The sequence below is a fragment of the Pseudomonas sp. AE27 genome, from assembly GCF_037113495.1.
Lineage (GTDB): Bacteria > Pseudomonadota > Gammaproteobacteria > Pseudomonadales > Pseudomonadaceae > Aquipseudomonas > Aquipseudomonas palmensis.
Genome location: NZ_CP146966.1, coordinates 2,869,923 through 2,891,179, shown reverse-complemented (window position 1 = coordinate 2,891,179; position 21,257 = coordinate 2,869,923). Strand labels below are relative to the sequence as shown.

The following is a 21,257-nucleotide window of genomic DNA, read 5'->3' as shown; positions in this document are numbered from 1 at the left end:
TGTTCTCGAAGAGGGAAGCGAAGCACTCCGCGAGGAGATGCTTCCTACGACGTGCGACAAGCTATTCTTAATGATAATTATTGTCAAATGCGAAAAGTAATACTTCAAACTGTTTTTTGGTTCTAAGCACCACCCCGTGATCCGCTTCGAAAATCACCTGTCGCCGCGCCACAGTGGCGCCTAATTATTTCACCCGTTCATCCGTTCCCCTGTGTACATCCTCGGCCCCTGAAGGGCGTGTGCCGGTGCCCGAACACCCGGCTCCCTGCGCCCCGCGATGCCGATTTTCACGTACAGACACTGGCAGGAACTTTCCATGACGGACGCCTTCGAACTCCCGGTTACGCTGGTCCAGGCCCTCACCCAGCGTGCTGCGCTGACCCCTGAGCGGGTGGCCTTGCGCTTTCTCGCCGAAGACGCCCGCGACCAGGCCGTGCTCAGCTACCGTGACCTGCACCTGCGTGCATGCAGCATCGCCGCCGCATTGCAGGCGCGTGCGGTGCCGGGCGACCGCGCGATCCTGCTGTTCCCCAGTGGCCCGGACTACGTCGCCGCGTTCTTCGGCTGCCTGTATGCCGGGGTTATCGCCGTGCCGGCCTATCCGCCGGAATCCTCGCGCACCCACCACCAGGCCCGCCTGCTGTCGATCATCGAGGACGCCCAGCCGCGCCTGCTGCTGACCGTCGACAACCTGCACAACAGCCTGCTGGCCCTGGATGCACTCAAGGGCGAGGATGCGCCGCAGCTGCTCAGCGTCGATCACCTTGACGCCGGCCTGGGCGAGCAGTGGCAGGCCCCGTCGCTCAAGCCGGACGACATCGCCTTTCTGCAGTACACCTCCGGCTCCACCGCGCTGCCCAAGGGCGTGCAGGTCAGCCACGGCAACCTGGTGGCCAACGAAGTGCTGATCCGCCACGGCTTCGGCATCGACGTGAACCCCGACGACGTGATCGTCAGCTGGCTGCCGCTGTACCACGACATGGGCCTGATCGGCGGCCTGCTGCAACCGATCTTCAGTGGCGTGCCCTGCGTGCTGATGGCCCCGGCCTACTTCCTGGCGCGGCCGCAGCGCTGGCTGCAGGCGATCAGCGATTACCGCGGCACCATCAGCGGCGGGCCGGACTTCGCCTACCGCCTGTGCAACGAGCGCGTCAGCAGTGCGGCGCTGGCCAGCCTCGACCTTAGCTGCTGGCGCGTGGCCTATTCGGGCTCCGAGCCGATCCGCCAGGACAGCCTCGACAGCTTTGCCGACAAATTCGCCGCGTGCGGTTTCGTGCCCTCGAGTTTCTTCGCCAGCTACGGCCTGGCCGAAGCCACCCTGTTCGTCAGTGGCAGCGTGCGCGGCGGCGGTATCCCCGCGCTGGCGCTGGACAGCGCGGCACTGGCGCACAACCGCGCCGAAGCAGGCGAGGGCAGCGTGCAGATGAGCTGCGGCTTCAGCCAGCCGCTGCACGCGGTGCAGGTCGTCGAACCGCACACCCTGGCTGTGCTGGGCGACAACCAGGTGGGCGAGATCTGGGCCGCCGGCCCGAGCATCGCCCACGGTTACTGGCGCAACCCCGAGGCCAGCGCAAAGACCTTCGTCGAGCACGGCGGGCGCACCTGGCTGCGCACCGGCGACCTGGGCTTCATGCGTGACGGCGAACTGTTCGTCACCGGGCGCCTGAAGGACATGCTCATCGTGCGCGGGCACAACCTCTACCCGCAGGACCTGGAAAAGACCCTGGAGCGCGAGGTCGACGTGCTGCGCAAGGGCCGCGTGGCGGTGTTCGCCGTCGACGACCAGGGCGAGGAGGGTATCGGCATCGCGGTGGAGATCAGCCGCAACGTGCAGAAGGTCATCGAGCCGGCGAACCTGATCCGCACCCTGCGCCAGGTCATCGCCGATGCCTGCCAGCAGGCACCGGCGGTGGTGCTGCTGCTCAACCCCGGTGCGTTGCCCAAGACCTCCAGCGGCAAGTTGCAGCGTTCGGCCTGCCGCCTGCGCCTGCACGATGGCAGCCTGGACTGCTACGCCCGCTTCCCGGAGGCCCAGGCGCCTGCCGCACGCCACGCGGCGCCGATCGGCGACGGGTTGCAGGCGCTGATCGCGCGGCTGTGGTGCGAGCAACTGAACGTGGCCGAGGTGGGCGAAGACGATCACTTCTTCCTGCTCGGCGGCAACTCCATCGCCGCCACCCAGCTCACGGCGCGCCTGCGTGACGAACTGGGGCTGGAACTGAGCCTGAGCCTGCTGTTCGAAGCGCCGACCCTGGCAGGCTTCACTGCCCAGGTGGCCCGCCTGCACATCGACGGCGGGGTGGCCCAGGGCGCCATCGCGCAATTGCCCCGGGAACAGGCGCTGCCGCAATCGCTGGCCCAGGCCCGGCTGTGGCTGCTGTGGCAACTGGAGCCTGGCAGTGCGGCCTACAACATCCCGGGTGGCCTGCGCCTGCGCGGCGAACTGGACGAGGCCGCGCTGCGCAGCAGCTTCCAGGCGCTGGTGGCCCGCCATGAAGCGCTGCGCACGGTGTTTGCCGACCACCACGGCCAACCGGTGCAGCGCGTGCTGGCGAACCTGGCGTTGCAGGTGCACAGCCTGGACCTGGGGCACGAAACCCCGGCCCGCGTTCAGCAGTTGCGCGAAGACGAGGCGCGCCAACCCTTCGACCTGGAGCGCGGGCCGCTGCTGCGGGTCACCCTGGTACGCCAGGACAACGAAACCCATCAGCTGTGGGTGACCCTGCACCACATCATCGCCGACGGCTGGTCGATGAACATTCTGCTGGACGAATTCGCGCGCCTGTATGCCGCCGCCTGCCAGGGCCAGCAGGCGCGACTGAATGCATTGCCGGTGCATTACGCCGACTATGCCAGCTGGCAGCGCCAGTGGCTGGCCCAGGGGGAAAGTACCCGCCAGCTCGCCTACTGGAAGGCCTTGCTCGGCGATGCGCAGCCGGTGCTCGACCTGCCCACCGATCACCCGCGCTCGGTGCAGCAGCGCAACAGCGCCACGCGCCTGAGCCTGCGTCTTGAGCCGGCGCTGGGCACTGCGCTGCGCCAGGTGGCCCAGGCCCACGATGCCAGCCTGTTCATGCTGTTGCTGGCGGCCTGGCAAACCCTTCTGCACCGCTACAGCGGCCAGCGCGACATCCGTGTCGGCGTGCCCAATGCCAACCGCCCGCGCCTGGAAACCCAGGGCCTGGTCGGCTTCTTCATCAACCCCCAGGTGCTGCGTGCCGAGCTTGACCCGCGCCAGCCCTTCAGTGCCTTGCTGGCCCAGGTGCGCCAGCGCACCCTTGAAGCCCAGGCCAACCAGGACCTGCCGTTCGAGCAGTTGGTCGAAGCCTTCCCCGAGGCCCGCGAGCAGGGCCTGTTCCAGGTCATGTTCAACCACCAGCAGCGCGACCTAGGCGCCTTGCGCCGCCTGCCGGGGCTGTTGGCCGACGAACTGGCGTGGCACAGCCGCGAGGCCAAGTTCGACCTGCAACTGCACAGCGAAGAAGACCACCAGGGCCGCATCAGCCTTTCCTTCGACTATGCCGACGAGCTGTTCGACGCTGCCAGCATCGAGCGCCTGGCCGCGCAACTGGTCAGCCTGCTGCAGCAGGTGAGCAGCGCGCCGCAGCTGCCGCTGGCCGAGCTGAACCTGCTCGACGCCCCGGGCCGCGCCCAACTGCTCGACTGGGGCCAGGCCCCGGCAGCGGCCCCCGGCCAGTGGCTGGTGGAGCAACTCAACGAACAGGCGCGCAGCACCCCGCAGCGCACCGCGCTGGTATGGGCCGGCGGCAGCCTGGACTACGCGAGCCTGCACACCCAGGCCAACCGCCTGGCCCATTACCTGCGCGACAAGGGCGTGGGCCCGGACGTGTGCGTGGCGATTGCCGCCGAGCGTTCGCCGCAGCTGCTGGTGGGCCTGCTGGCGATTCTCAAGGCCGGTGGTGCCTACGTGCCGCTGGACGTCGACTACCCGGCCGAGCGCCTGGCCTACATGCTCGCCGACTGCGGCGCAAGCCTGCTGCTCAGCCACAGCGAGGTGCTCGAACGCCTGCCCCAGGTCGAGGGCGTGAGTACCATCGCCATGGACACCCTGCACCTGGACAACTGGCCCAGCCAGGCGCCGGGCCTGCACCTGCACGGTGACAACCTGGCCTACGTGATCTACACCTCCGGCTCCACCGGCCAGCCCAAGGGCGTGGGCAACACCCATGCGGCCCTGGCCGAGCGCCTGCACTGGATGCAGGCCACCTATGCGCTGGACGACCACGACGTGCTGCTGCAAAAAGCCCCGATCAGCTTCGACGTGTCGGTGTGGGAATGCTTCTGGCCGCTGGCCCAGGGCTGCACGCTGGTGCTGGCCGGCCCCGGCGAGCACCGTGACCCGCAGCGCATCGCCGAACTGGTGCAGCAGCATGGCGTGACCACGCTGCACTTCGTGCCGCCGCTGTTGCAGGTGTTCGTGCAGGAGCCCCTGGCGGCCGCCTGTATCAGCCTGCGCCGGGTGTTCTCCGGCGGCGAGGCGTTGCCGGCGGCGCTGCGCGACCGTGTGCTGCAGGTACTGCCGCACGTGGCACTGCACAACCGCTATGGGCCTACCGAAACCGCGATCAACGTCACCCACTGGCACTGCCGCCGTGAAGACGGCCTGCGCTCGCCCATCGGCCGGCCCCTGGCCAACGTGCAGTGCCAGGTGCTCGATGAGGAGCTGGCGCTTTCGCCTGTGGGGGTGCCCGGTGAGCTGTGCCTGGGCGGTGCGGGCCTGGCCCGTGGCTACCTGGGCCGGCCGGGCCTCACCGCCGAACGCTTCGTGCCCGGCGCCGACGGCCAGCGCCTGTACCGCAGCGGCGACCGTGCGCGCTGGCTGGCCGACCTGGGGGCACTGGAATACCTGGGCCGCATCGACCAGCAGGTCAAACTGCGCGGTTTTCGTGTAGAGCCCGAAGAGGTGCAGGCCTGCCTGCTGGCCCAGCCGGGCGTGGAGCAGGCCGTGGTGCTGGTACGCGACACGGCGGCCGGCCCGCAACTGGTCGGCTACTACACCCACGCGCACGACTGCGGCGAAGCATTGCTGAGCGCACTGGCGGCGCAATTGCCGCCCTACATGGTGCCCGCGCAACTGGTGCACCTGGCGCAGATGCCGCTGGGCCCCAGCGGCAAGCTCGACCGCAAGGCGCTGCCCGAGCCGAGTTGGCAGCAGCGCGTGCATGTTGCCCCGGTCACGCCGCTGCAACAGCAGATCGCCGCCATCTGGTGCGATGTGCTGGGCCTGGCGCGGGTCGGCCTGGATGATGACTTCTTCGCCCTCGGCGGGCACTCGCTGCTGGCCACCCAGATCATCGCCCGCACGCGCCAGGCCTGCGACGTCGAACTGCCGCTGCGCACCCTGTTCGAAGCCAGCGCGCTGGGCGCCTTCGCCGCGCGCATCGAGGCCCTGCAACTGGCCGGGCAGCACAACCTGCAAGGCGAAATAACGCGCATCGACCGCAGCCAGCCGGTGCCGCTGTCGTACTCGCAGCAGCGCATGTGGTTCCTCTGGCAGATGGAGCCGGACAGCCCGGCCTACAACGTCGGCGGCATGGCACGCCTGCGCGGGGTGCTGGACGTCAGCCGCTTCGAACAGGCCCTGCAGGCGCTGATCGTGCGCCACGAGACCTTGCGCACCACCTTCCCGAGCATCGATGGCGTACCGTACCAGGCCGTTTCGCCCGACACCGGGCTGGTGATGAACTGGCTGGATTTTTCGGCCCACGACCAGGTGCAGCGCCAGCAGCGCCTGCAGGCTCTGGCCGACGAGCAGGCGCACCAGCCGTTCGACCTGGAGACCGGGCCGCTGCTGCGTGCCTGCCTGGTCAAGGCCGGCGAGCAGGAGCACTACTTCGTGCTCACCCTGCACCACATCGTCACCGAAGGCTGGGCCATGGACATCTTTGCCCGCGAGCTGGGCGAGCTGTACGAAGCGTTTCTCGACGACCGCGATTCGCCGCTCGAACCGCTGCCGGTGCAGTACCTGGACTACAGCGTGTGGCAGCGCCAGTGGCTGGAGGCCGGCGAGCGCCAGCGCCAGCTGGACTACTGGCGCGCACAGCTGGGCGATGAACACCCGGTGCTGGAATTGCCCGCCGATCGTCCGCGCCCGGCGGTGCAGAGCCACCGCGGCGAGCTGTACCGCTTCGACCTGAGCGATGAGCTGGCCGCCAGGGTGCGCGCCTTCAATGCCGAGCATGGCCTGACCCTGTTCATGACCATGACCGCCACCCTGGCGCTGCTGCTGTACCGCTACAGCGGGCAGACCGACCTGCGCATCGGCGCACCGGTGGCCAACCGCATCCGCCCGGAAAGCGAGGGGCTGATCGGCGCCTTCCTCAACACCCAGGTGCTGCGTTGCCAGCTGGACGGGCAGATGCGCGTGGCCGACCTGATCGAGCAGGTGCGCCAGACCGTGATCGACGGCCAGTCGCACCAGGACCTGCCGTTCGACCACCTGGTCGAAGCCTTGCAGCCACCGCGCAGCGCCGCCTACAACCCGCTGTTCCAGGTGATGTGCAACGTGCAGCGCTGGGAATTCCAGCAGAGCCGCCAACTGGCCGGCATGCAGGTGGAGTACCTGGTCAACGACGCCCGGGCGACCAAGTTCGACCTCAACCTGGAAGTCACCGACCTCGACCGTCGCCTGGGCTGCTGCCTGACCTACAGTTGCGACCTGTTCGACGCGCCGCGCATCGCGCGCATGGCGGCGCACTGGCAGCGGTTGCTCGACGCCTTGCTGGCCGACCCGCAGCAACGCCTGTGCGAACTGCCGCTGCTGGGCCAGGGCGAGCGCCAGGCCCTGTTCGACAACCTGGCCGGCGACCCCGCAGCGCCGGGCCTGAACCGCACCGTGCATGACCTGTTCAGTGCACAGGCCCAGCGCACCCCGGATGCACTGGCACTGACCTTTGCCGGCGAACACCTGAGCTACGCCCAGCTCGATGCCCGGGCCAACCGCCTGGCGCGGGTGCTGCGCGAACGTGGCGTGGGCCCGCAGGTGCGGGTGGGCCTGGCGCTGGAGCGTTCGGCGCAGCTGGTGATCGGCCTGCTGGCGATCCTCAAGGCCGGCGGCGCCTACGTGCCGCTGGACCCGGAATACCCCCTCGAACGCCTGCAGTACATGATCCAGGACAGCGGCATCGGCCTGCTGCTGGGCCAGCGCGCGCTGTTCGACAGGCTGGGCGAGCTGCCGCCCGGCGTGGCCCGCTGGTGCCTGGACGACGACGCGGCGGCGCTGCACGGCTACAGCGCCGAGGCCTTGCCGTCACTCAGCCTGCCGGGTCACCAGGCCTACCTGATCTACACCTCCGGCTCCACCGGCAAGCCCAAGGGCGTGGTGGTCAGCCATGGCGAGATCGCCATGCACTGCCTGGCGGTGATCGAGGCGTTCGGCATGCGCAGCGACGACTGCGAGCTGCACTTCTATTCGATCAACTTCGACGCGGCCACCGAGCGCCTGCTGGTGCCATTGCTCAGCGGCGCACGGGTGGTGCTGCGCGCCCAGGGGCAGTGGGGCGCCGAGGAAATCTGCACGCTGATCCGCCAGCAGCAGGTCAGCGTGCTGGGCTTCACGCCGAGCTACGGCAGCCAGCTGGCGCAATGGCTGGCCAGCCGCGACGAACAGCTGCCGGTGCGTCTGTGCATCACCGGCGGCGAAGCCCTGACCGGCGAGCACCTGCAACGCATTCGCGAGGCGTTCAAGCCGGCGCAGTTCTTCAATGCCTACGGCCCCACCGAAACCGTGGTGATGCCGCTGGCCTGCCTGGCACCACCGGCCCTTGAAGCGGGCGCCGGCAGTGTGCCGATCGGCCGGGTGATCGGCGCCCGCGTGGCGTACATCCTCGATGCCGACCTGGCGCTGCTGCCGCAGGGCGCCATTGGCGAGCTGTACATCGGTGGCGTAGGCCTGGCCCAGGGCTACCATGATCGACCTGGGCTGAGCGCCGAACGCTTCGTCGCCGACCCGTTCAGCCAGCGGGGCGGGCGCCTGTACCGCACCGGCGACCTGGTGCGCCAGCGCGCCGACGGGCTGCTGGAGTACATGGGGCGTATCGACCATCAGGTGAAGATCCGCGGCTTCCGTATCGAGCTGGGTGAAATCGAAAGCCGCCTGCTGGAACATGCCGACGTGCGCGAGGCCGTGGTGCTGGCGCTGGACATGCCCGGCGGCAAGCAACTGGCTGCCTACCTGGTGTGCGAGCAGGCACAGGCCGGCGCCGAACAGCAGGCGGCGCTGCGCGACAGCCTCAAGGCACAACTGCGGGTGAACCTGCCCGACTACATGGTGCCCGCCCACCTGGTGCTGCTGGATCAGATGCCGCTGACCGGCAACGGCAAGCTCGACCGTCACGCGTTGCCGCTGCCGGACAGGGAGCAGGGCCGCGAGCACTACGAGGCGCCACGCAGCGAGGTGGAGCAGCAACTGGCCGCGATCTGGCGCGATGTGCTCAACGTCGAGCGCGTGGGCCTGCAGGACAACTTCTTCGAACTGGGCGGCGACTCGATCCTGTCGATCCAGGTGGTCAGCCGCGCCCGCCAGCTGGGCCTGCACTTCAGCGCCCGCGACCTGTTCCAGCAGCAGACCGTGCAGACCCTGGCCACGGTGGTCAGCCGCAGCCAGGCCACGTTGATCGAACAGGGCCCGCTCAGCGGCGCCGCAGCGCTCACGCCGATCCAGCACTGGTTCTTCGACAGCGACGTGGTGCAACCGCAGCACTGGAACCAGGCCGTGCTGCTTGCGCCTGCAGAACGCCTGGCCGGCGCCGCGCTGGAACAGGCCCTGCAGGCGCTGGTGGCGCATCACGATGCACTGCGCCTGCGCTTTTGCGAGGGCCGCGCCAGCTACGCCCCGGCCGATACGCGCGCACTGCTGTGGCAGGCTTCGGTGGCCGATCTGCAGGATTGCCAGGCCCTGTACAGCGATGTGCAGCGCAGCCTCGACCTCGCCGACGGCCCGCTGCTGCGTGCGCTGCTGGTGGAGGACGGGCAGGGCGCCCAGCGCCTGCTGCTGGCGATCCATCACCTGGTGGTGGATGGCGTGTCGTGGCGCGTGCTGCTCGAAGACCTGCAGGCGCTGTACCGTGGCCAGCCGCTGGCAGCCAAGACCAGCGCGATGAGCCACTGGGCCGCACGCCTGGCCACCTATGCCGGCAGCGACTCGCTGCGTGACGAGCAGCACTGGTGGCAGGCGCAGCTCAGTGCCGCCACCCGCGAGCTGCCGTGCGACCACCCCCAGGGTGCCAATCTGCACCGCCAGGCGCACACCGTCAGCGTGCAACTGAGCCAGGGGCAGACGCGCCAGTTGCTGCAGCAGGCCCCCGCGGCCTACCGCACCCAGGTCAACGACCTGTTGCTGACCGCGCTGGCCCGGGTGCTGTGCCGCTGGAGCGGCGATACCTCGGTGCTGGTGCAGCTCGAAGGGCATGGCCGCGAGACCCTGTTCGACGAGATCGACCTGAGCCGCAGCGTCGGCTGGTTCACCAGCGCCTACCCGCTGCGCCTGAGCCCGCTGAACATCGAGGAGGCCGCCGGGCAGGCGGCCTCGATCAAGGCGATCAAGGAGCAACTGCGCAGCGTGCCGCACAAGGGCCTGGGGTATGGGGTACTGCGCTACCTGGCCGATGACGCCACCCGCGAAGCCATGGCCGCGCTGCCCCAGGCGCGCATCACCTTCAACTACCTGGGCCAGTTCGACCAGCAGTTCGGCAGTGCGGCGCTGTATCAGCCGGTGGACGAACCCGCGGGCCTGGCCCACGACCTCGACGCACCGCTGCCCAACTGGCTGAGCGTCGACGGCCAGGTGTACGGCGGCCAGTTGCAGCTGCGCTGGACCTTCAGCCGCGAGCGCTTCGACACCCAGACCATCGAAGAGCTGGCCCGCGCCTACCTCGGCGAGCTGGCGAGCCTGATCGTCCATTGCCTGGATGACGCCAACGGCAGCTTCACGCCGTCGGACTTCCCGCTGGCGCGCCTGACCCAGGCACAGATCGACAGCCTGCCGGTGCCCGCCGCGCAGATCGAGGACGTGTACCCGCTGACCCCGATGCAGGAGGGCATGCTGCTGCACACCCTGCTCGAACCGGGCACCGGCATCTACTACATGCAGGACCGCTACCGCATCAACAGCGAGATCGACCCGCAGCGCTTCGCCCAGGCCTGGCAGGCGGTGGTGGCGCGGCACGAAGCCCTGCGCGCCTCGTTCTGCTGGAATGCCGGCGAAGGCATGCTGCAGATCATCCACAAGCCCGGCACCACGCCCATCGACTATCAGGACTGGAGCGCCGACCCGCAGGCCGATCACGAAGCACGCCTGCAGGCCCTGCACAAGCAGGAGCGCGAGGCCGGTTTCGAGCTGTTGCAGCAGGCGCCGTTCCACCTGCGCCTGATCCGCGTGGGCCAGGCGCAGTACTGGTTCATGATGAGCAACCACCACATCCTCATCGATGCCTGGTGCCGCTCGCTGCTGATGAACGACTTCTTCGAGCTCTACCTGGCCCTGGGCGAGGGCCGTGAGGCGCAGCTGGCGACGCCGCCGCGCTACCGCGACTACATCGGCTGGCTGCAGCACCAGAGCCTGGACGAGGCGCGCCAGTGGTGGCGGCAGAACCTGCAGGGCTTCGAGCGCACCACCTACCTTCCAAGCGACCGCCCGCTGCTGCGCGAGCACGCGGGCGATCACGGCGGCATGCAGGTGGGCGACTGCTACACGCGCCTGGCGGTGGAGGACGGGGTACGCCTGCGCGAGCTGGCCCAGGCCCATCAGCTGACCGTCAACACCTTCGCCCAGGCGGCCTGGGCGCTGGTGCTCAGCCGCTTCGGCGGCGAGCGTGACGTGGTGTTCGGCGTGACCGTGGCCGGGCGCCCGGTCAGCCTGCCGCAGATGCAGCATACCGTGGGCCTGTTCATCAACAGCATCGCACTGCGTGTCACCCTGCCGGCCCCCGGCCAGCGGTGTTCGGTGCGCCAGTGGCTGCAGGGCCTGCTGGAACGCAACATGGAGGTGCGCGAGTACGAGTACCTGCCGCTGGTCAACATCCAGGAATGCAGCGAACTGCCCAAGGGCCAGCCGCTGTTCGACAGCCTGTTCGTGTTCGAGAACGCCCCGGTCGAAGTGGCGGTGCTGGACCGCGCCCAGAGCCTGAATGCAACCTCCGACTCGGGCCGCACCCACACCAACTTCCCGCTCACGGCGGTGTGCTACCCCGGCGACGACCTGGGCCTGCACCTGTCGTTCGACCAGCGCTACTTCGACCGCGCCACCGTCGAACGCCTGCTGGGCGAATTCAAGCGCCTGCTGCTGGCGCTGATGGAGGGCTTGCACGGCGATGTGGCGCAGCTGGCAATGCTGGGCGAGCAGGAACAGCGCTTCCTGCTGCAGGACTGCAACCGCAGCGAGCATGCCTATCCGCTGCAGCAGAGCTACGCGGCGTTGTTCGAGGCGAGGGTGGCGGCGCATCCCGATCGGGTGGTCGCACGCTGCCTCGAACAGCACTGCAGCTACGCCGAGCTGAACTGCCAGGCCAACCGCCTCGGGCATGCCCTGGTGGCGGCCGGGGTGCAGGTCGACCAGCCGGTGGCACTGCTGGCCGAGCGCGGGCTGGCGCTGCTGGGCATGATCGTCGGCAGCTTCAAGGCCGGCGCCGGCTACCTGCCGCTGGACCCGGGACTGCCCGGCGCGCGTCTGCAACGCATCGTCGAGCTCAGTTGCACCCCGGTGATCGTCTGCACCCGGGCCTGCCTGGCCCAGGCACAGGCCCTGCTCGACGAACTGGGGTGTGCCGGGCGGCCGCGCCTGCTGGTGTGGGAGGACATTCAGGCCGGCGACGGCAGCGAAGCCAACCCGGGCATCTACAGCGCGCCGGACAACCTCGCCTACGTGATCTACACCTCCGGCTCCACCGGCCTGCCCAAGGGCGTGATGGTCGAGCAGCGCGGCATGCTCAACAACCAGCTGAGCAAGGTGCCGTACCTGCAACTGGGCGAAGCGGACGTGATCGCGCAGACCGCCTCGCAGAGCTTCGATATCTCGGTGTGGCAGTTCCTTGCCGCGCCGCTGTTCGGCGCGCAGGTGGCGATCGTGCCCAATGCCATCGCGCACGATCCGCAAGGGCTGCTGGAGCATGTGCAGGCCGCCGGCATCACGGTGCTCGAAAGCGTGCCGTCGCTGATCCAGGGCATGCTGGCCAACGAGCGCCAGCACCTGAGCGGCCTGCGCTGGATGCTGCCCACCGGCGAGGCGATGCCGCCGGAGCTGGCCTGGCAGTGGCTGGAGCGCTACCCGCAGGTCGGCCTGGTGAATGCCTACGGCCCGGCCGAGTGCTCCGATGACGTGGCGTTCTTCCGCGTCGATGCGGCCTCCACCCAGGGCAGCTACCTGCCGATCGGCACGCCGACCGACAACAACCGCCTGTACCTGTTCGGTGAAGATCACGAGCTGGTGCCGCTGGGCGCGGTGGGCGAGCTGTGCGTGGCCGGCACCGGGGTAGGGCGCGGCTACGTGGGCGATCCGCTGCGCACGGCCCAGGCGTTCATCCCGCACCCGTTCGGCGCCCCGGGCGAGCGTCTGTACCGCACCGGCGACCTGGCACGCCGGCGTGCCGACGGGGTGCTGGAGTACGTGGGGCGCATCGATCACCAGGTGAAGATTCGCGGCTACCGCATCGAACTGGGCGAAATCGAGGCACGCCTGCATGAACAGGTCCAGGTGCGTGACGCGGCGGTGGGCGTGCAGGAGGGTGCCAACGGCAAGCACCTGGTCGGCTACCTGGTGGCGGCCGACAGCCGTGCCGACACGGCGCCATTGCTGGAACAGGTTCGCCAGCGCCTGCGCGCCGAACTGCCGGAGTACATGGTGCCGCTGCACTGGGCGTGGCTGGCCGAGTTGCCGCGCAACGCCAACGGCAAGCTCGACCGCAAGGCGCTGCCGGCCATCGAGTTCGGCCAGCAGCACAGCCAGGCCTACCTGGCGCCGCGCAGTGAACTGGAGCAGCAACTGGCTGACATCTGGGCCGATGTGCTCAAGGTCGAGCGGGTGGGGGTGCGCGACAACTTCTTCGAGTTGGGCGGGCATTCGCTGCTGGCCACCCAGATTGCTTCGCGGGTGCAGAAGGTGCTGCAACTGAACGTGCCGCTGCGGGCCATGTTCGAATGCAGCAGCGTGGAGGAACTGGCGATCTATGTGGAGGGCCTCGAGGCCACGGTGCTGAGCGACGACAAGGTCGACCGGCTGAGTGACCTGATGGCTTCGCTGGAGGCGTTGTAGGCAGCCGAGCGGGGCATTTTGGTTTAGCATCCATGCTTCGCTCATGCGCGCCAGCCTTCGGGCTGGCGCGCTGCTGTTCATCTGCACACGGTCGGTATCGATGCGCTTTTTCCCTGCTTTGTTTCGTGGTTGTTCCTGTCTGTCGCTACTGGCGGCCCTCTTGTTGCTGTGCCTGCCGGGCATCGCCAGCGCCGCCGAGGTCGATGGTGCGCGCATGGGCCTGCTGTGGGGCGTGCCGTTTGCCGGCATCCTGCTGAGCATCGCCTTGCTGCCCATCGTGGCCGCACCGCTGTGGCATCACCATTTCGGCAAGATCACCCTGGGCTGGACGCTGCTGTTCGCGCTGCCGTTCTGCTTTGCCTTCGGCTGGCACGCCAGCCTGGGGCTGGGCGTGCACGTACTGCTGGCTGAGTACCTGCCGTTCATCATCCTGCTGTTTGCGCTGTTCACCATTTCGGGCGGGATCGTGGTGGAGGGCAACCTGCATGGCTCGCCGTGGCTCAACACGCGGTTGCTGGCGCTGGGGGCGGTGCTGGCCTCGGTGATGGGCACCACGGGGGCGGCGATGCTGCTGATCCGCCCGCTGCTGCGTGCCAACGACAACCGCAAGCACACCGCGCACGTGGTGGTGTTCTTCATCTTTCTGGTGGCCAACGTCGGCGGCGGCCTGACCCCGTTGGGCGACCCGCCGTTGTTCCTGGGTTTTCTCAAGGGTGTGAGCTTTGCCTGGACCCTGCAGCACATGGCCTTGCCGGTGGTGCTGCTGGCGGTGCCGTTGCTGGGCGTGTTCTACCTGATCGACCGCTACTACTATCGCCGCGAAAACGAGATGCTGGCCGAAGACCCGACGCCGGATGCGCCGTTACGCCTGCTGGGCAAGCGCAACTTCCTGCTGTTGGCGGGCGTGGTGCTGGCGGTATTGATGTCGGGCCTCTGGAAACCGGGGATTGGCGTCGAGCTGATGGGCACTCGGGTCGAGGTGCAGAACCTGTTGCGTGACGGCCTGCTGGTGGTACTGGCCTTGCTGTCGTTGTGGTTCACCCCGCGCGGCCTGCGGGTTGCCAACGAGTTCGACTGGGGGCCGATCGTCGAGGTGGCCAAGTTGTTCGCGGGCATCTTTCTCACCATTGCCCCGGTGATTGCGATATTGCGGGCCGGCAGTGACGGCCAGTTGGCGTGGTTGGTGGCGAGCGTGAGTGGTGCGCAGGGCGAGCCGATCGACAGCATGTACTTCTGGTTGAGCGGGACCTTGTCGAGCTTCCTGGACAATGCGCCGACCTATTTGTTGTTCTTCAACATGGCGGCTGGGGATGCGCAGGTGTTGATGGAGCGCATGCCGCAGACCTTGCTGGCGATCTCCATGGGTTCGGTGTTCATGGGGGCGATGACCTACATTGGCAACGCGCCGAACTTCATGGTCAAGGCGATAGCTGAGCAGCGCGGGGTGAAGATGCCGAGCTTCTTCGGGTACATGGCGTGGTCGTGTGCGGTGCTGTTGCCGTTGCTGGTGGTGTTGACGCTGGTGATGCTGTAGCGCCACCCCAACCCCCAAAGGCCATGGTGCGTTGCAACCGTTGTAGGAGCCGGCCTTGCTGGCGAAGCGCCGCGCGGGCGGCGCTCGATCCTGAGGGCGCTGCAAGGGTGTCGACTGGCCCATGATGGCCCCACTGCGATCTTCGGCCGAACAAACAAGGCTGACAACACCGATCCTGCAGGCCATGGCGCGTTGCAGCAAATGTAGGAGCCGGCCTTGCCGGCGAAGCGCCGCGCGGGCGGCGCTCGATCCTGAGGGCGCTGCAAAGGTGTCGACTGGCCCATGGTGGCCCCACTGCGATCTTCGGCCGAACAAACAAGGCTGACAACACCGATCCTGCAGGCCATGGCCTGCAGGATTTGCATTGTCAGCCCTGGTGCCCGGCTTCAGATTTTTGTCGTCCCAACAACCTCAACGCTTGCCCAGTATCTTCCCCAACATCTCTGGCCGCGGCGCACCCTGCTGGGTCTGCAACTGCCCCTTGTCATCCAGGTAGAAGATCGCCGGCGTAGCCGACAATCCCAGCTCCTCCATCAGCGCCAGGTTCGCATCCAGCTTGGCCTGCACCTGCGCCGGAATCTTCGCCAGCGGCTTGAGGGTGCTGGCCTTGCCCGCGCTTTCATGGGCCTGCAAGGCCTTCTGCGGGTCGGCGCTGGCCAGCAACGCGGCCGACTTGGCCGGGCTGTCGGCGCGGATGATGCCGACCATGATGTGGCGCAATTGCACCTTGCCCGAGTCCACCCACGGCCGTGCCTGCTGCCAGAACATGTTGCAGTACGGGCAGTTGGGGTCGCTGAACAGGTACACCACCCGCGGTGCATCGGCCTTGCCATCGGCAATCCACGCGGTCTTGTCGAGCTTGGCCCACACCTGCTTGGCCATGGGTCCATACACCAGCTTCTCCAGCGGCGCCTCGCTCAGGTCCTGGCCCTGTTCGTCGAACAGGCTGCCAACCAGCACGTGCTTGCCGTCCGGGGTCAGGTACAGGGCCACGCCACGGTTCTGGAACTGCGCGGCATAACCTTTAAGGCCATTGGGCGCATCGAAGCTGCCGGTGACCTTGGCGCCCTTGGCCTCGATCTGCTGCACGGCCTTGGGCAATTCTTCGGCGACGGCCAGTTGGGTGGCGAACATGCCCAGGGCGAGGGTAATGGCGGAAACTTTCATGGTGTCGTCCTTGCTGGAACGGTGGGAGCGAGCGCGGTATCGCGGTCGAAGGATTCGAGGGCATGGCGCAGGCTGGCACGGGACAGCTCCCCCAGGTGGCTGCCCACCAGGCGCCCCTCGGCGTCGTAGAACAGGGTGGTGGGCAGCGCCATGGAGCCGACCTGCTGGGCCAGCTGGCCACCGGTATCGAACAGTACATGGGACAGGTTCAGGCCGGTGGTGGCCAGGAAGTTGGTGACGATCTGCGGGGTTTCGCCCTGGTTGACGAACAGGAAGGTCACGTCCGGATAATCATGCTGGGCCTGTTGCAGCACCGGCATCTCGCGCCGGCACGGCGGGCACCAGGTGGCCCACAGGTTGATCACCAACGGCCGGCCGCGGTGGCTGTGCAGCGCCACCGAATGGCCCTGGGCATCGCGCAGGGCCAGGTCCGGCAGTTGCGTGCCCTGTTCGTAGAGGTGGCTGGCCCAGCTGGCCAGCAGCCAGAACAGCGCGCCGCTGAACAGGCCCCAGCCCAGTGGCCGGCGCAGGCTCGCCTGGCGCCAGGCGTACCAGGCCGCCCCCAGCAGTACCGCCACCAGGCCGGCCCAGGGCAAAAAGCCGCCATCGCGGATGTCGATGATCTGCACCGGGTCCTCGGCATACATCGACCAGTAGCGCGCCACGAACCCCAGCCGGGCGCACAGCAGGCCGAGCAGGAACAGGCGAAATAGTGCGGCCTCGGGGTTGTCGCCGCCGCGCCTGGCCACCCGCCAGCCCACCAGCGTGGCCAGGCCCAGGGCGCAGAGCAGCAGCAGGTGGTCGAGGGCGATGGTCAGGGGGCCCAGGTTAACGGTCAGCATCAGCCTTGGCTCCGGGTGGCGGTCCAGTGTTGCAGGAAGGTGGCGGCGTTGACTTCACCGGTGATGCGCCTGGCCCGGCGCTCGTCGCCCTCGGGACCGATCCACAGCATGCTCGGCGGGCCGGGCACCTGGTAGCGCTGCAGCAGCTGCTGGCTGGCCGGGGCATCGGCGGTCACGTCCAGGCGTACCAGGCGCACGCCTTCCAGCGCGGCGAGCACGTCGGGGCGGGCGAACACCTGTTTTTCCATGACCTTGCACGACACGCACCAGTCGGCGTAGTAATCCAGGAACACCCACTGCCCCTGGGCCTTGGCGGCTTCCAGCTGCGCCTGCAGCTCGGCCGGGGTGCGCACCGTGGTGAAGGCGTCGGCGTGGGGCGCAGCCACGGCATTGCCGGTGCCACCGGCATAGGGTTGCAGGGGCTGCAGCAGGTTGCTCGCGCCACCGGCCGCGCCCACCACCAGCAAGACGCCCCACAGGCCCGCCAGCAGCACGGCCGGTTGCAGGGCGCGCAGGGTGTGGACCGCGGACCAGGCGCCCCAGGCCAGCGCAATCAGCCAGGCCCCGCACAGGCCCAGCCACAGCGCAGGGTCGAGCACCGCGCGCAGGGTGTACAGCGCCATGCCCAGGAACACGAAGCCGAACACCGCCTTGACCCGGTTCATCCAGGCCCCCGGACGTGGCAGGTAGCGGTTGCCCACGGTCACCAGCAGCAACAGCGGCAGGCCCATGCCCAGCCCCAGGCTGAACAGCACCAGCGCGCCATGCACGGCATTGCCGCTCTGCGCGATGTACAGCAGCGCGCCGGCCAGCGGGGCGGTCATGCACGGCCCCATCAGCAGGCCCGACAAGGCCCCCAGCAGTACCGCGCCATACAGATTGCCGCCTCGGGTGTTGCGGCCTGCGCGCTCCAGACGGTCGCGTACGAAGGTGGGCAGCTGCAGCTCGAAGGCGCCGAACATCGGCAGGGCCAGCAGCACGAACAGCGCGGCCAGGCTGCCCAGCAGCCAAGGCTGCTGCAGCCATGCCTGCAGGCTGGCGCCAAGCAGTGCGGCGACCACGCCCAGGGCGGCATACACCAGCGCCATGCTCAGCACGTAGGCGCCTGCCAGCACCAGCCCGCGGCGGGTGCTGGCGCCGTTGCCCATCACCAGCCCGGCCAGGATCGGCAGCATCGGCAACGAACAGGGGGTAAAGGCCAGCAGCAGTCCCAGGCCGAAGAAGGCCAGCAGGCTCCAGGCCAGCGGGTGTTCGCCGAGGCTGCCGGCCAGGGCCTGGTCGCTGGCCTGTTCGGCGCCTGCGGCCTGCCCGCCCAGGTCGACCGGGCTGGTTTGGGGCGGGTAGCACAGCCCCGCGTCGGCACAGCCCTGCCAGCCCATGCGCAACTGGCCGGTGGCATTGGCCGGTATCAGCAGCTCGAGTTCGCCGCGGTACACCTGGGTTTCGCCGAAGTACTCGTCGCTGTGGGGCAGGGCCGGCGGCAGTGGTGGTACCGCCTCGGGGGCCAGGCCATCGAACTTCAGACGCTTCTGGTACAGGTAGTAGCCGTCGCTGATCTGCCAGTGCAGGCGCATCTGCCCCGAGGGCAGGCGCTCGCTGCTGAACACGAAGGCCTTTTCCACGGGCAGGAATTCGCTCTGGGCAAAAGGGTTGTTGAAGGGCTGGGCCTGGCTCAGCGAACTGAACAGCCACAGCAGGGCTAGAAGAAATACGCGCATGTCGACGCCTTGGCAGTGCGATAAGCCCGCAAGACTGACCGGCATGGATTAACCCAGGGTTAACCGATGGGCAGCCGTCGCCTCGCAGGCGACGTGTGCGCCTGGGCGCGGCATAATCCCCGGTTAATCCGCCTGTGGCCCACTGGGCCTTTCTGCCAACGACCGAGCCCGCCCCATGCACGTACTGCTCTGTGAAGACGATGACCTGATCGCCAGCGGCATCATTGCCGGCCTGAGTGCCCAGGGCCTGACCGTCGACCGCGTGGCCAGCGCCAGTGCGGCGCGGGCGATGCTGCAGGCCGCGCATTTCGACGTGATGGTGCTGGACCTGGGGCTGCCCGACGAAGACGGCCTCAAGCTGCTGCAACGCCTGCGCCAGCAGGGCCACAGCCTGCCGGTGCTGATCCTGACCGCGCGCGATGCGGTCACCGACCGGGTCGACGGGCTGCAGGCCGGCGCCGACGACTACCTGCTCAAACCCTTCGATCTGCGCGAGCTGGCCGCGCGCCTGCACACCCTGCTGCGCCGCGTGGCCGGGCGCTGTGTCAACGTCATCGAACACGGCCCGCTGAGCTTCGACCCCTCCAGCTGCGAAGCGCACCTGGCCGGTCAGCCGGTGGACCTGTCGCGCCGCGAACAGGCGCTGCTCCAGGCCCTGCTGCAGAACCGCGGCCGGGTGCTGTCCAGCGAGCAGCTCAAGGACAGCGTCTACGGCTTTGGCGACGAGGTCGAAAGCAATGCCCTGAACGTGCACATCCATCACCTGCGCCGCAAGCTGGGCAACGGCATCGTCGAGACCGTGCGCGGCCTGGGTTATCGCCTGGGGCCGGCCCAGGTGCCGCAGGCGTTGCAACGATGAGCCTGCGCCTGCGCCTGAGCCTGATTCTGGGCACTGCCTTCATCCTGATCTGGGCCCTGGCCGCGACGTGGATGCTGTGCGACCTGCGTCAGCAGATGATGTTCTCCCTCGACCAGCGCCTGGTGGCGTCGGCGCGCATGGTCGCCGGGCTGATCGACCAGTTGCCGCAGCCGCTGACCAGCAAGGGTGAGGGCACGCGCCTGAGCACCGACCAGTTCAGCATCCCCGATGGCATGGCCTGCCAGGTCAGCTCGCTGCGCGGCGAGATCCTGGCGCGCAGCCACAACCATGCCGACCAGACCCTCGACGACCAGCGCAGCGGCTTTCACGACCAGATGATCGATGGCGCACTGTGGCGCAGCTTCACCTATGCACGCGGCGACGTGCGCATCACCACTGCCGACCGGCACCTGGAGCGCGAGGCGCTGAACCGCTCGATCCTGCTGGCGGCCTCGGCCCCTGTGCTGGTGGCGTTGCTGGGCAGCCTCGGGCTGCTGTGGCTGGGGGTGGGCAAGGGCCTGGCGCCGCTCAACCGCATGCGCGACGCGCTGCGCAGGCGCAGCCCCGACTCGCTGGAGCCGTTGCAGGTGCGTGCCCTGCCCAGCGAATTGCAGCCGTTGCTCGAAACCCAGAACCAGCTGTTCCAGCGCATCGGCCAGACCATCGAGCGCGAACGGCGCCTGACCGGCGATGCCGCGCATGAGCTGCGCAGCCCGCTGACGGCGATCAAGACCCACCTGCAAGTGGCCCGCATGACCGATGGCAAGGTGCGCGAGCAGGCCCTGGAGCATGCCGAGCAGGGCGCCGATCGCCTGCACCGTACCCTGGAGCAGCTGCTGTTGCTGGCGCGGGTGGAGGGCAGCCTGTCGTTCGATGATGGCGTGCAGTACAGCGCCGAGCAGATCGCCCGCCAGGCCATCCAGGATGCGGGCCTGGGCGACAACCGGCGCATCGTGCTGCAGGCTGCGGCGCCGGCGGCCCAGGTGTTTCCCGACATGCCCGCGGCGCTGGCGGTGGCGGCCTTGCGCAACCTGCTGGACAACGCCCTGCGCCACAGCGCCGCCGATGCGCCGGTGGAGCTGCATGTTCAGGTCGAGGCGAACACCGTGGGCTTTCTGGTACGCGACCATGGGCCGGGCATCGATGCACAGAACCTGCAGCATGTGACCCAGCGTTTCTGGCGCAATGGCCATAGCGAAGGCTGTGGCCTGGGCCTGGCGATCGTGCAGGCGATCGTGCAGCGCTGCGCCTGCTCGCTGACGTTCGACAGCCACGCCGACGGCTTGCGCGTGTTGCTGCAGATGCCGTTGCGTGCACATCAAATGTAACCCCGCCGGCCTCGTCAGGCGCCGGTCGCCCCCGTAAGGTGTGGACCGCACAGCACCAGGGAGCACTCATGGACGAACGGATTCGCATTGCCAGGGGCCGGCCGGCCGAGGCCGCCCTGATCGAGCGGCTGATGCAGCAGAGCATCGCCACCGCAGCCGACCAGGACCATCACGGCGACCTGCAGGTGATCGACGCCTGGTCGCGCAGCAAGCAGCGTGCGCAGATCACCGACTGGCTGGGCGACCCGGCCCTGTACCTGAACCTGGGGCGCTGGCAGGGTCGCCCGGTGGCTACCGCGCTGGCCTTGCGCAGCGGCGAGATCTGCCAGTGCTTCGTGCAGCGCGACCACACCGGGCGTGGCATCGGTCGGGCACTGGTGCTGGACCTGGAGCACGCCTTGCGCCGCTGGGGCTGTACCCATGCATCGCTGTACAGCACCGCCTCGGCCCAGGATTTTTTCGCACGCCTGGGTTATTCGCCCAGCGGTGATGCGCTGGGATTTCATGGCCTGCACCTGCAACTGATGCACAAAACCTTCTAG

8 protein-coding genes are annotated in these 21,257 nt (G+C 68.4%); 5 read left to right on the top strand and 3 right to left on the bottom strand.

Annotated elements, in window-relative coordinates; translation table 11 throughout:
- Positions 1 to 316: 316 nt before the first annotated feature.
- Positions 317 to 13,267: a non-ribosomal peptide synthetase gene (locus V9K84_RS13150; RefSeq protein ID WP_088515641.1), complete on the top strand. Its 12,951-nt coding sequence runs from the start codon at positions 317 to 319 to the stop codon at positions 13,265 to 13,267.
- A gap of 160 nt (positions 13,268 to 13,427) precedes the next feature.
- Positions 13,428 to 14,801, top strand: a complete 1,374-nt coding sequence (locus tag V9K84_RS13145; protein ID WP_229590412.1) for a sodium:proton antiporter — start codon at positions 13,428 to 13,430, stop codon at positions 14,799 to 14,801.
- A gap of 411 nt (positions 14,802 to 15,212) precedes the next feature.
- Here the strand turns inward: V9K84_RS13145 and dsbG are convergent, their stop codons facing one another.
- The 3 genes from dsbG to dsbD are packed head-to-tail and all read right to left on the bottom strand — an operon-like array spanning position 15,213 to position 18,528.
- Entirely contained in the window at positions 15,213 to 15,968 is a 756-nt protein-coding gene (gene dsbG / locus V9K84_RS13140) for a thiol:disulfide interchange protein DsbG (protein ID WP_058542021.1), read from the bottom strand.
- Positions 15,965 to 16,810 (bottom strand): TlpA disulfide reductase family protein, encoded by an 846-nt coding sequence (locus tag V9K84_RS13135; RefSeq protein WP_043862398.1) that lies wholly within the window; start codon positions 16,808 to 16,810, stop codon positions 15,965 to 15,967. The genes dsbG and V9K84_RS13135 overlap by 4 nt, the downstream gene beginning before the upstream one ends.
- Positions 16,810 to 18,528, bottom strand: a complete 1,719-nt coding sequence (gene dsbD / locus V9K84_RS13130) for a protein-disulfide reductase DsbD (RefSeq protein ID WP_338794406.1) — start codon at positions 18,526 to 18,528, stop codon at positions 16,810 to 16,812. The genes V9K84_RS13135 and dsbD overlap by 1 nt, the downstream gene beginning before the upstream one ends.
- A gap of 175 nt (positions 18,529 to 18,703) precedes the next feature.
- Here dsbD and V9K84_RS13125 point away from each other — a divergent pair, with 175 nt between their 5' ends.
- The 3 genes from V9K84_RS13125 (at position 18,704) to V9K84_RS13115 (ending at position 21,257) form a co-directional block, all read left to right on the top strand.
- Positions 18,704 to 19,387: a response regulator gene (locus tag V9K84_RS13125; RefSeq protein ID WP_043862400.1), complete on the top strand. Its 684-nt coding sequence runs from the start codon at positions 18,704 to 18,706 to the stop codon at positions 19,385 to 19,387.
- Complete coding sequence (locus V9K84_RS13120; protein WP_043862401.1) at positions 19,384 to 20,715, top strand: ATP-binding protein; 1,332 nt, start codon at positions 19,384 to 19,386, stop codon at positions 20,713 to 20,715. The genes V9K84_RS13125 and V9K84_RS13120 overlap by 4 nt, the downstream gene beginning before the upstream one ends.
- Positions 20,716 to 20,783: 68 nt before the next feature.
- Positions 20,784 to 21,257, top strand: a complete 474-nt coding sequence (locus V9K84_RS13115) for a GNAT family N-acetyltransferase (RefSeq protein WP_088515643.1) — start codon at positions 20,784 to 20,786, stop codon at positions 21,255 to 21,257.